A 13,125-nucleotide genomic window follows, 5' to 3' on the forward strand; every position below is an offset into this window, starting at 1 on the left:
TATTGCGGCTGCCCAGTCATCGGGCCACCTCCAATGTTTGCGCTGCCCGCTGACCGGGCCGCTTGCATTTCCAGCTTGGGGCTTGGGTGTGCTCTGGGCAGCCGTGCCCCTGCAACGGGCAGTTCTACGGGGTACGGCAAACTTTCTGCCCTGCGGCAGGTTGCAGTTGCTTTGAATCGTACAATCAGACTGCTGCCATGACGACTGATTCGCTCAGTGCCCTTTACCAGGAATTGGCTCCCTGCACCGGCCTGGAACTGAGCACCCTGCTTCCCGCAGACATTCAGCGTGAGGTCGGGCACTTCAACGTGTTTGATCTGGCCGACCTCTCGGAGTCCATGTCCCTGCGGCCCGACACGCCCTACCCCTGCCGCTCCTTCTACAAAATCAGCTTGCTGCGTAGCCGCAGTTGCACCGAATACGCCAACCAAACTATTGCCATCGAGCCCGATGCCTTGGTGTTTTCGACGCCCAAAGTACCGTTTCAATGGTGGCCCGCCGAGCCGCAGCAGGGGCATTTCTGCCTTTTCACCGCCGAGTTTCTGCTGCCCGTTCTCGGTGGCGGCACCCCCGACGAGCTGCCCCTGTTCCGGGCCAACGGCTACCCCGTATTCCAGCTGACGCCCACTGAAGCGGCGCGGGCATCGGCCCTGTTTGCCCAGATGCAGGAGGAACTGGCCTCTGACTACACCCACAAGTACGACCTGCTGCGGGCCTACGTGCTGGAACTGCTGCACCTGGGCCAGAAGCGGCAGCCCGCTACCACGCTGCACCCCGCCCATTCGGCTGCGGCCCGGCTCTCCTCGCGCTTTGTGGAGCTGCTGGAGCGGCAGTTTCCGCTGGAAACGCCTCAGCAGCGCGTGCAGCTGCGAACGGCCAAGGACTTTGCCGACCGCCTGGCCGTGCACGTCAACCACCTCAACAAGGTGCTCAAAGACAGTACTGGCCGCACCACCACCAACCTTATCGGCGAGCGGCTGGGCCAGGAAGCCAAGGCCCTGCTGCGCCAAACCAACTGGACGCTCTGGGAAATTGCCGACAGCCTGGGGTTTGTGGATGTGGCGCACTTCTCCCACTTCTTCCGCCGCTACGCCGCCATGAGTCCCGGCGCTTTTCGCACGCCCGAGGCTATGCCGGCTTGATTTATACAACAAGCTGATTGGCCGGTACAACACTACTGGCCGTGAGGCGCGGGACCTTTGTCGTGTTCATTTAACACCGCAAACGCACTCCTATGAGTACTTCCAAAATTGCCCTCGTGACCGGCGGCAGCCGTGGCCTGGGCAAAGACATGGCCCTGAAACTTGCCCAGCAGGGCATCGACGTCATCCTGACTTACCGCAGCCAGCAAGCCGAAGCTGCGGCTGTAGTGGCCGATATCGAAGCCCTGGGCCGCCGCGCTGTGTCCCTACCCCTGAATGCCGCTGACCTCAGCACCTTTGCGGCTTTCTTCGAGCAGGTTACCACCGCCCTGACCAATACGTTTGGCGTCGACCGGTTTGACTTTCTCATCAACAATGCCGGTACCAGCCTGAGCGCCCCCATCACCGAGATGACCGAGGCGCAGTTTGACGAGATGCTCAACATCCACTTCAAAGGCGTGTACTTTCTCACACAGATGGCCTTGCCCCTGCTGCGCGACGGGGGCCGCATCGTCAACATTTCCTCGGCCACTACCCGCAGCTCCTTTGCCGGCGTCTCGGCCTATGCCAGCATGAAAGGAGCGGTGGAGGTCTTCACCCGCTACCTGGCCGTGGAGCTAGGCAGCCGGGGCATTGCGGCTAACGTGGTGGCGCCCGGCGCCGTGTTTGGCGGTGGTGCCATGACCGATACCCCTGAAATTCGCGCCTGGGTGGCCCAAATGACGGCCCTTGGCCGCACCGCCCAGCCCGATGACATTGGGGGCATCGTAGCCTTCCTTTGCACCGATGCGGCCCGGTGGCTTAACGGCCAACGCCTTGAGGCCACGGGCGGGATGGTGCTGTAACTGTTCGGCTGTTATGTCTGCCTCTGTTGGCTGGTGTAGTGGCCATTCCCGTTGCGTAATATAGTATGACCAGCTAATTCCATCGTCTATATTCGGGTCCTTTTTCAGCTCCCCTTCGATGTTACATCTGGAACTTGCTTCGCTATATTTTGAGAACCCCATAGGCCGGCTATACGCACATGCTGACGGCTACATCATTGTAGATTTCAAGGCAGGCCCGCGAGACCGTCAGGCTCACCAGGCCTTTCTCACCCATCTGGAGAATTTGATGAAGAGCCGGGGGTGGAATAAGATGATTGCCAATCAGCGGCTGATGGCGCCCTACACGGAAGAAGAGCGTCAGTGGATTAAAGACCAGTGGCTCATCGTCAGCCATGCCATCCAGAAAGAAATGGTAGCGGCTGTCTTATTGCCGGAGGACGTCTTTGCCCGATTAGCCATGAGCACCATGATGCAACAGGCAAGAGAAGGCGCCCTAGTCTACTGCGTATTCACGGATGGTGAGCAAGCTGCTGCCTGGCTGAAAGCGTACACGGACAAGAAATAAAAACGGCCCGAAACTGCCATCGGTAGCACCTATAGCTAAAGAAGAAAAGCCCCCGTACAACCAACCAGTTGTACGGGGGCTTTTCTTCTTTGCTTAGGAACCATTACCCAATGCACTGCCAGTAACTCTTTAACCAGTCTTATCTACCCCTTTATCCGGCTTTTTGCTCAGCTGTTGGGAAACCGTTGGCAGTAAAATAAAAACGCCCCTAGCGAGGTGCTAGGAGCGTTTTAGTGATTCCGCTGGGTTTAGCAATATACTGGCAAACAGGTTTTAACAAGCGTGGAATGGCTCTATGGAGTTGTAATAAGTACTTCACTCCTCCTACCCTGTTACCAAGCGTTGGCTTATTTGCCATAAACCGTTGGCAAATTCTAGTTTTGCCAACGGTCATATTCCAACTAGTAGGAAGGATAGCCAAGTCGTCAACACCTAGCGTGGCACCCGAAACCCTTAAGAGATTTGTTTTACGGTCTTTCCTCTTGCCACTTTCCGTGTATCCCCAAACAACGTGACTGGGCAGATAGTAGACTTCGCATTTACTTACTTGAGCTCTAGGGCTCAGCGCGAACTGAGCCTGCCAACCCATGGCCACATAAGGTGTTTCCGCAACGCCGCGGTATATGGCTTTGTTTCATTAGGTTTTGTTGAGTGCTGAGCAAGGTAGCTATCAGAGGTACTTAGGCTGAGCATCGTATACCATACTTTTACGGCTGCCTCCTGCTTCGCTTATACTTGAAAACATACTTTTCAATGTCTTCCAGCAAAGGAGCTAATTCTATATGCTTGGATATCGTCAACCACCCGCATAGCTGGTGTAAGTTTGCACAAAGCGTTGGCTGTTTGCGTTGGCCTTTAAACCACCTTTGCTAAATGCGGCTGGCGGGTTGTTCTTTGTTCTATACTTCACATTGCCCACATGAGTAGGCTGATTGTTTGCATCCTTCTGGTGCTAGGGACTTTGTGGATGGGCCCGGTAACGGCTGCCGACAAGCCGAGCTATGTCATTGGTTTCTCTCAGTGCACCAATGGGGATGCCTGGCGCTTGGCTATGCTGGCGGGTATGCAGAAAGAACTGAGCTTTTATCCGGAGGTAACGTTTCGGATGAAGGATGCCCACAACAGCAGCGCCCGGCAGGAAAAACACATCCGGGAATTTCTGCAGGAAGGCATCGACCTACTGATTGTATCGGCTAATGAAGCCGAGCCCGTGACGCCCATTGTGGAGGAGGCCTACAACCGCGGTATTCCGGTGGTTATTTTGGACCGACGCACCACCTCCAAACTCTACACCGCCTACGTAGGCGGCAACAACGAAGAGGTAGGCCGCACGGCCGGCAACTACGTAGCCAACTTACTGCGGCGGCAGGGCCGCGTGCTGGAAATACTAGGTGCCCCGGGCTCCTCCCCCGCCGTTGACCGGCACCGCGGCTTTGTCCAGGCGTTGATGGCGTATCCGGGCTTGAAGCTGGTAGGCGAGCTGAACAGCAACTGGGAACGGCCCTCCGTGCTGGCACGGCTGCCGGCCGTGCTGAAAGCGCAGCCGGACATCGACCTGATTTTTGCCCACAACGACCGGCTAGCGCTGGGAGCCTACCAGGTGTGCAAGCAGCTGGGTCTGGAGCGGCGTATCAAAATTGTGGGCGTAGACGGGCTGCCCGGTGCGCACGGGGGCATTCAGTTGGTGCAGGATGGCATTATCAACGCTACGCTGCTGTATTCACCGGGTGGGGAGGAGGCTATTCGGATGGCCATGAAAATCCTGCGCAAGCAGCCCTACGAGAAAGAGAATATTCTCAGCACCATGGTTATCGACTCAACCAACGTGCTGACGATGAAGCTCCAGACGGAGAAGCTCGCCAGCCAGCAGCAGGATATCCAGCGGCAGCAAGAACTGCTGCGCAAGCAGCGCGACACTTATGCCAGCCAGCAAACGGTGCTGTACGTGCTGGCGGCGGCGCTGCTGGGCGCGGCGCTGCTGGGCTTACTGGTATGGCGGGCCTTTCGGGCCAACCGCCGCATCAACCACCAGCTAGCCTTACAAAACCAGGAAATCCTGTTCCAGCGCAACCAGATTCAGGAATTTGCCGAGCAGGCCCGGGTAGAAACGGAAGCCAAGCTGCGCTTTTTCACCAACTTCTCCCACGAGCTGCGCACCCCGCTCACCCTCATCCTGGGGCCGGTGGAGGAAATGCTCACCAGCGGTAGCAACGTGCCGGCCGCCCACCGGCACGACTTAAGTCTGATCCGGCGCAATGCCCAGCGGCTACTGCAGCTGGTCAACCAGCTGATGGACTTCCGCAGGATTGACGTGGGCAAAATGCCGGTGCGGGCCACGGAAGGCAATCTGGTCGCGTTTGTGCGCGAGATTATGGACGTGTTTGAGCGGCCGGCCCGGCAGCGTGGTATTAGCCTCCGGTTTCTGCCGGCCCAGCCCGTTATTCCGCTGTGGTTTGATGCCAACATTCTGGATAAAGTGTTTTTCAACCTGTTATCCAACGCCCTGAAGTTCACCCCGGAGCGCGGGCAGATTACCGTCAGTATTCAGGTGGTGGCGGCCGAGCAGGCCGTGCGCGTGAGCGTGGAGGATACCGGCCGCGGCATTTCGGAGCAGGATAAGGCGCACATTTTCGAGTGGTTTTACCAGGGGCAGCAGTCAGTGGCCAAAGGCTCGGGCATGGGCCTGGCCCTGGCCCTGGGCCTGACGCGCCTGCATTTAGGGCAACTGGCTTTCACTAGTCAGGCGGGGCAGGGCAGCACGTTTGTGGTGACGCTCCCGCTGGAACTGCCGGCCAACCTGAAGGCCAGCGCCGCGGCTTCCCTCCCCGCTCCTATGCTCACCCTGGAGGAAGGTATTGTGGCCAGCCCCACTGAAACCCCGCTACCGGCCCTGGCACAAGGCGCCACCAGCGAGGCGCTGGTGCTCATCATCGAAGACAACCCGGAAGTCAACGCCTTTCTGGTGCAGAAGCTGCGGCCGCACTTCCAGGTGAGTGCCGCCACCGATGGCACCACCGGGCTGCGCATGGCCGCCGATACCATTCCCGACCTGATTGTGTGCGACGTGATGCTGCCCGAAATCAGTGGGCTGGAAGTGGTGGCCAAGCTCAAGGAGGACTGGCGCACTTCCCACATTCCGGTGGTGTTGCTTACGGCCCGCAGCGCCCCCGAGCAGCAGGTGGAAGGCGTGCAGGCCGGCGCCGACCTCTACCTGACCAAGCCTTTCAACCCTACCTTTCTGCTGGAAAGCCTGCGCACGTTGCTGGCCAACCGCGACAAGCTGCGAGAGCATTTTCGCCGCGAGCTGAGCGTAGACACCGCCACCGTGGCGCCTCAGCGCGTGGACCAGAAATTCCTGGCCGACCTCACGGCCATTGTGGAAGCCAACCTCACCCGCTCCGACTTAAGCGTGGAGGATGTGGCTCGTAGCCTGGGCATCTCGCGGGTGCAGCTCTACCGCAAAGTAAAGGCCGTATTGGGCACCGGCGTCACCGACTTTATCCAGGGCCAGCGGCTGACCAAGGCGCGCCAGCTCCTGCTCACGGAAGAGCTGACCATTGCCGAAGTTGCCTATCAACTGGGCTTCTCCACGCCTTCGTACTTCTCCACCAGCTTCAAGGCCCGCTACCAAGTGTCGCCTTCGGAGTTCCGGGCTTTGCATACGACGCCCAGTGCCTGAATCAAAAGTGAAAATCAGGTATCAAAAATAGAAGGCAGGCTTACACTATCTGTATCGACTTTATCTATAACTAATTGATTATTAAACCAGAAAACGTTTGCGGGGCTGGGTCTAAAATTTGGAAGAATCTGAATGAATAAAGGAAGCTCCCGCTGGAGTTTCGACTGAGATTTGGGAAACAATCAGTCATGAAAGCTACCCATCTTCCCTAAGCTGTTGCCGCGCCGCCGGGCCCGCTCCCTACAAATACAGGAGCCGGACCGGGCGGCGCGGTGGTGCTTACTGCCGGCTGGCTTTTTTGACTGAGCGTTCCGGAATCGTTTTCGGTCGTCGCTCGTCGGCCCTGGTGTTGCTCCCTTATTCCTTTTAATTCCCATGAAAGAAACAGTACCCTTTGTGCGGCAGGCAATGTTCCTGTCGATGCTGGCGGCGGGGCCGCTGGCCCTGACCGGCCCGGTGCAGGCGGCTACCCTCCGGTACGCCGGCGCCACGGCCCGGCTGGCCGAAACGCCCATCAGCGGCCGCGTGACCGACGACCAGGGCGCGGGCCTGCCCGGCGTGACTGTTGTGGTGAAAGGCACGACCATTGGGACCAGCACCGGCCCCGACGGCGGGTTCAGCCTGAGCGTACCCGACAACGCTACGCTCATCTTTTCTTTTATCGGCTACAAAACCCAGGAAGTGTCCGCCGCAGGCCGCACCAGCTTCAGCGTGAAGTTGGCGACGGACGTGGCAGCCCTGGACGAGGTGGTGGTAACCGGCTACCAGGTGCAGCGCAAAGCCGACCTGACCGGGGCCGTGGCCGTGGTGAAGGTGGACGAGGTGAAAGACCTGCCCTCCGGCAACATCATGCGCAACCTGCAGGGCCGCGTGCCGGGCGTGAGCATCAATACCGATGGAGCGCCCGACGGGGGTGTTTCGGTGCGGATTCGGGGGCTGGGCACGCTCGGCAACAACGACCCGCTGTACGTGATTGACGGCATTCCGACCAAGGACGGCATCAACCAGCTCAACCAGAACGACATCGAAAGCATCCAGGTGCTCAAGGACGCTTCGGCGGCCAGCATCTACGGCTCCCGGGCCGGTAACGGCGTCATCATCATCACCACTAAAAAGGCCCGCAAAGGCGTGAACCGGGTGGAGTTCAGCACGTTTGCCACCGTGCAGCACCCGCGCGAGCTGGCGCCCATGCTCAACACCCAGGAGTACGGCCGCACCTACTGGCAGGCGGCTGTGAACGACGGCCTCACGCCCAGCAGCCCGCTCTATATGTTCCGCTCCCACACCGACGCCAATGGCCGCCCGGTGCTGGATGAGGTGGTAGTGCCCGAGTTTATCGACGCCGACCAGACCCAGCGCGCTGCCGACACCAACTGGTTTGAGGAAATTCAGCAACGCTCGTTGATCCAGAGCTATAACGTGAACCTGGCCAGCGGTGGGGAGCGGGGCAACGCCCTGTTCTCACTAAACTACTACGACAACGACGGCGTGGTGAAGTACTCCAACTTCAAGCGCTTTACGGGCCGCCTGAACTCGGACTACTCCTTTCTGGATGGCAAGCTGAAGGTGGGCGAGAACCTGACGCTGGCGCGCAGCCGCCAGAGTTACGGCGAAGACCGGCAGGCCCTGGGCGTATCGGTGCTGCAGCTGGCCATTGTGCCGGTGCGCACCGTGGATGGTGTGGGCTGGGGCGGGCCGGTAAACGGCATTGCCGACCGCCAGAACCCTGTGCGCCTGCTGGAAGACAACAAGCAGAACTACGGGGCTACCAACCGGGCCTTCGGCAACGCCTTTGCCGACCTGGAGCTGGTGAAAAACCTACACCTGCGCACCAGCTTCGGCATCGACTACAGCTTGTTCAGCCAGCGCAGTTTGTTTAAGCGCTACAAGTCGGGCTATTTGTCTGACAACCTGAACCGCCTGGTGAACGTGGAGCGCACGTTTGGCAACTGGGTATGGCAGAACACGCTCAACTACAACCTCACCCTGGGCAAAAGCCAGTTCGACCTGCTGGCCGGCACGGAGCGCATCAGCTATACCTTCACCGAAATATCGGCCCAGCGCACCGGCTTTGCCATCGAAGACCTGGACTACGCCTACCTCGACGCGGGCTCGGCCAACAAGGACAACGGCGGCTTTGCCTCGGCTTACCGGCTGGCCTCCTACTTCGGCAAAGTCAACTACTCCTTCAACGAGCGGTATCTGGCCTCGGCCACGCTGCGCCGCGACGGAAGCTCCCGCTTTGGCAAGGAAAACCAGTTTGGCGTGTTCCCGGCCGCTTCGGCGGGCTGGCGCATCTCGGAGGAAAGCTTCCTGAAAGACAACGTGGCGCTAGTCTCGGACCTGAAGCTGCGCGCCGGCTGGGGCCAGACCGGCAACCAGGATATTGCCTACGACGCGGCTTACAGCCTCTACCGCCCCGTATACGGCACCGACCCCACCTGGGACCCCGACCAAGGCACAGCCTACGACATTGCGGGCAACAAAACCGGGGCACTGCCCTCGGGCTACCGCCGCTTTCAACAGGGCAACGACCAGCTGAAGTGGGAAACCACCACCCAAACCAACGTAGGCCTGGACTTCGGTCTGCTGCAGAACAAGCTCACCGGCTCGGTAGACTACTTCGTGAAGAACACCAAGGACATCCTGGTGAAGCCGCCGTACCTGGCCGTAGTCGGCGAAGGCGGTGACCGGTTCGTGAATGGCGCCTCCATCGAAAACAAGGGCTGGGAGTTCCTGCTGGGCTACCAGAACGAACTGGCCGGCAGCGGCTTTGCCTACAACATCACGGGCAACCTGAGCAGCTACCGCAACCAGGTAACGGCCCTGCCCCGCGAGGTTATCAACGCATACGGCGGCAACGGGCAGGACGTGACCATCATCGGGCAGCCGTTTGGCTCGCGCTACGGCTATGTGGCCGATGGCCTCTTTCAGAGCCAGGGCGAGGTAGACACCCACGCCACCCAGGTAGGCGCCGGCCCCGGCCGCATCCGCTACCGCGACCTGAACGGGGACGGCAAAATCGACAACTTCGACCAGACCTGGATTACCAGCAACCAGCCCGACTTCATCTACGGCCTGAACCTGGGTGCCAGCTACAAGGGCTTCGACGTGCAGCTGTTCTGGCAGGGCGTGCAGGGCCTGGAGGTGTACAACGAGACCAAGTTCCGCACCGACTTCAGCTACGTGACCGGCGAAAACTGGGGCAAGCGCGTGCTGGATGCCTGGACGCCCGAAAACAACGGCTCCACTATCCCGGCCGTGTCCCTGCTCAACCAGAACAACGAGCTGCGCCAGTCGAGCTACTTCGTGGAAAACGGCTCCTACCTGAAGCTGCGCAACGCCCAGCTGGGCTACTCGGTGCCCCAGCGCCTGACGGGCCGCCTCCGCCTGCAGCAAGTGCGCCTCTACGTGCAGGGCACCAACCTGCTCACCCTCAAAGACCGCAAAGGCCCTAACGCCTACACCAGCCTCGACCCCGAAATCCAGACGTTCGGCTACCCTATCCCGGTAACCTTCACTACCGGCCTGAACGTGACCTTCTAGCATGGCTGGAAGTGAAAATCATTCCCAGAACGTCATTCTGAGCGCAGCCGAAGCATCTCGCTAGTGTGGTAACTTCTGATTACCACCCCTACATCAGCACGCGAGGTTCCTCGACTTCGCTCGGAATGACGGCCGACTGACCCCTCTCCCAACTCTGCTTCCCACAATGAAAAAGATACAGCTACTTACCCTCACGGCGGCGCTGCTGGCCGCGTCGGCTACTTCCTGCAACGACAAGGACTTCCTGGACGTGTCGCCGCGCGGGGCCCTGAGCGACGAGAACCTGAACACGCCCGAAGGCGCCGAAAAGCAGGTAATTGCGGCCTACTCCGCCCTGGCCAACGACGGCTTCACGGCGCCCTTCAGCTCGCTGTGGCCCTACGGCAACCTGCGCTCCGGCGACGCCTACAAGGGCGGCGGGGGCACCGGCGACATTGAGGGCTTCCACTTCTACGAAACCTTCACCTTCAACCGCCCCGACATCGGCAACACCGATGAAGTGTGGTTCCGCCTTTACGTGGGCATTTCCCGCGCCAACGAGGCCCTCACGCGCCTCAACAAGGTGGATATGCCCAACAAGGCCATCCGCCAGGGCGAAATGCGCTTTTTGCGCGGGCACTTCTATTTCCTGCTCAAGGAACTGTTTGACCGGGTGCCCTACATCGACGAAACTGTGCCCGTAGCCGACTACGAGAAGATTTCGAACGTGGACCTGACCAGCCAGCAGCTCTGGGACAAGATTGCCGCCGACTTCCAGTTTGCAGTAGACAACCTACCAGCTTCGCAAGGGGAAGTAGGTCGGGCCAGCCAGGTGGCGGCCAAGGCGTATCTGGCCAAAACGCGCCTGTTTCAGGCCTACGGGCAGAACGACAACCACCAGGTTACCAGCATCGATCAGGCCAAGCTGCAGGAGGTGGTACGACTCACCGATGAAGTCATCAACTCCGGCAAGCACAGCCTCTCCCCCGATTTCGGCAACAACTTCCAGTCGCAGTTCGACAACGGGCGCGAGTCGGTGTTTGCCATCCAGTTTTCCAAGGACGACGGCACCCCGCGCGGGCGCATCAACCAGGGCAACAAGCTCAACTACCCCATGAATGCGGAGTTTGGCTGCTGCGGCTTCCACCAGCCCAGCCAGAACCTGGTCAACGCCTTCAAAACCGACGCCCAGGGGTTGCCGCTATTCACTTCCTTCAACACCACCAGCCTTACCGCCCCGGCCGATTTCCAGACCAACGCCGTGGACCCGCGCCTCGACCACACCGTGGCCATTCCTACCCACCCCTGGAAGTACGACCCCTCCTTCGTGTTTCAGCGCAGCTGGGTGCGCGTGCCCGATATCTACGGCCAGTTTATGTCGCAGAAAGAGCTGGTAGGGCCTAAGGACCAGAGCTTCCAGAAGCTGCCGCCCTTCATGAGCAGCACCAAGAACTGGGCCGTCATCCGCTACGCTGATGTGCTGCTGTGGAAGGCTGAAGCCCTCATTGAGCTGAACCGCGCCGCCGAGGCCTTGCCCCTCATCAACGAGCTGCGCCGCCGGGCCGCCGCCAGCACTACCCTGCTTAAGGACATCAACGGTCAGCCGGTATCCAACTACCGCATCGGGGAGTACGCCGCCGACCAGTGGACCCAGGAATACGCCCGCGAGGCTTTGCGCTGGGAGCGGCGCCTGGAGTTTGCCATGGAGGGCACCCGCTTTTTTGACCTGGTGCGCTGGGGCATTGCTGCCGACTACCTGAACACCTACCTGAGCGTGGAGAAAACCCGCCGCCAGTACCTGCAAAATGCCCAGTTCCAGCGCGGCCGCGACGAGTACCTGCCCATCCCGCTCAACCAAATCAACTTCAGCAAAGGCCTCTACAAGCAAAACCCAAACTGGTAGCTGGCCCACCTGGTAGTAGCGCGAACTACAACGTTCGCGCTACCAACGCTCCCACCCCTCTAGCGTACTTTTTATGAAAAATAGCAACGTCTTCTTCTGGTCCCTGGTTGTGGCGCTGGGCGGCTTTCTGTTCGGCTTCGATACGGCCGTTATTTCCGGGGCCGAAAAAGCCATTCAGCAGCTCTGGGGCCTGAGTGCCGGCGAGCATGGCTTCACCATTGCCGTGGCCCTCATCGGCACGGTTATCGGCGCCATCTTCGGGGGCATTCCCTCCGATAAGCTGGGCCGCCGCCAGACGCTGATCTGGATTGCCGTGCTCTACTTCGTGTCGGCTCTGGGTGCGGCCCTCACCTCCAACTGGTATGCGTTTATGCTGTTCCGCTTCCTGGGCGGGCTGGGCGTGGGCGCTTCTTCGGTCACGGCGCCGCTGTATATTTCGGAGGTGGCCCCGGCCGCCCGGCGCGGGCAGATGGTGGCCATGTTCCAGTTCAACATCGTGTTTGGCATCCTGGCCGCCTACCTTTCCAACTACCTGCTCACGGGCGCCGGGGAGCAGGACTGGCGCTGGATGCTGGGCGTGCAGGTGGTGCCGGCCCTGGCGTTTTTCGGGCTGCTGTTCCGGGTGCCCGAAAGCCCCCGCTGGCTGCTCGGCCAGGGCCGCGTGGAGGAAGGCCGCGCCGTGCTGCGCCGCATCGACGCGGCCGGTGCCGATCAGCTGGTAACCGACATCCTCACCTCCAACGCGGCCGATGAGGCCGCCGGCGGCCGGTCGTTGTTTGCCCGCCAGCACCGCGGACCCGTCATGCTAGCCGTGCTGTTTGCCTTGTTCAACCAGGTATCCGGCATCAACGCCATCATCTACTACGCCCCGCGCATCTTCGAAATGACGGGCCTGGGCAAAAGCTCCGCCCTGCTCTCCTCGGCCGGGCTGGGGCTGGTCAACTTCGCCTTCACCCTGCTGGCCCGCCGCGTCATCGACCAGTTTGGCCGTCGCAAGCTCATGCTCATCGGCTCGTTTGGCCTGATAGCCACGCTGGGTTTGGTGGCTTGGACGTTCTACACCGAAAACTTCCAGGCCCTGGGTGGTATGCTGGTACCAGCTTTGCTGTTCGTCTACATTGCCTTTTTCGCCTTCTCGCAGGGGGCCGTTATCTGGGTGTTTATCTCCGAAATCTTCCCCAACACCGTTCGCGCCAAGGGCCAGGCTTTGGGCTCCAGCACGCACTGGGTGATGGCGGCCCTCATTGCCTTCACCTTCCCGTCCCTGGCCGAAAAGCTGGGCGGCGGCAATACCTTCGCCTTTTTCTGCTCGATGATGGTGCTTCAGCTCCTTTTTGTGTGGCGCATGATGCCCGAAACCAAAGGCACCTCCCTGGAACACGTGGAGAAAACCCTCGTGCTGCACTAACCGCCCGATTAGCCGCCAGAAGTGACCGTAGAAACTTTAGCTACCGTCACGCAAACCGTACCGGCGACTTTTACGC

7 protein-coding genes are annotated in these 13,125 nt (G+C 60.1%); all 7 read left to right on the plus strand.

Annotation, left to right across the window (positions count from 1 at the left end):
- Positions 1–197 precede the first annotated feature (197 nt).
- The gene (locus tag LRS06_RS02510; protein WP_257870031.1) at positions 198–1,142 is read left to right on the plus strand and encodes an AraC family transcriptional regulator; all 945 of its coding nucleotides are present in this window, start codon (positions 198–200) and stop codon (positions 1,140–1,142) included.
- 92 nt (positions 1,143–1,234) lie between these two features.
- The gene (locus tag LRS06_RS02515) at positions 1,235–1,987 is read left to right on the plus strand and encodes an SDR family NAD(P)-dependent oxidoreductase (RefSeq protein ID WP_257870032.1); all 753 of its coding nucleotides are present in this window, start codon (positions 1,235–1,237) and stop codon (positions 1,985–1,987) included.
- 118 nt (positions 1,988–2,105) lie between these two features.
- Positions 2,106–2,534, plus strand: a complete 429-nt coding sequence (locus LRS06_RS02520) for a hypothetical protein (RefSeq protein WP_257870033.1) — start codon at positions 2,106–2,108, stop codon at positions 2,532–2,534.
- Between the two features lie 967 nt (positions 2,535–3,501).
- Positions 3,502–6,213: a substrate-binding domain-containing protein gene (locus LRS06_RS02525; RefSeq protein WP_257873363.1), complete on the plus strand. Its 2,712-nt coding sequence runs from the start codon at positions 3,502–3,504 to the stop codon at positions 6,211–6,213.
- Between the two features lie 375 nt (positions 6,214–6,588).
- Positions 6,589–9,759, plus strand: coding sequence for a TonB-dependent receptor (locus LRS06_RS02530; RefSeq protein ID WP_257870034.1), 3,171 nt, complete (start codon positions 6,589–6,591; stop codon positions 9,757–9,759).
- 166 nt (positions 9,760–9,925) lie between these two features.
- On the plus strand, positions 9,926–11,641 hold the full coding sequence (locus tag LRS06_RS02535; protein ID WP_257870035.1) for a RagB/SusD family nutrient uptake outer membrane protein: 1,716 nt from the start codon (positions 9,926–9,928) through the stop codon (positions 11,639–11,641).
- Positions 11,642–11,714: 73 nt separating this feature from the next.
- Complete coding sequence (locus tag LRS06_RS02540) at positions 11,715–13,049, plus strand: sugar porter family MFS transporter (RefSeq protein ID WP_257870036.1); 1,335 nt, start codon at positions 11,715–11,717, stop codon at positions 13,047–13,049.
- Positions 13,050–13,125: the final 76 nt, after the last annotated feature.

It is taken from the genome of Hymenobacter sp. J193, from assembly GCF_024700075.1.
In the GTDB taxonomy this organism is placed as follows: domain Bacteria; phylum Bacteroidota; class Bacteroidia; order Cytophagales; family Hymenobacteraceae; genus Hymenobacter.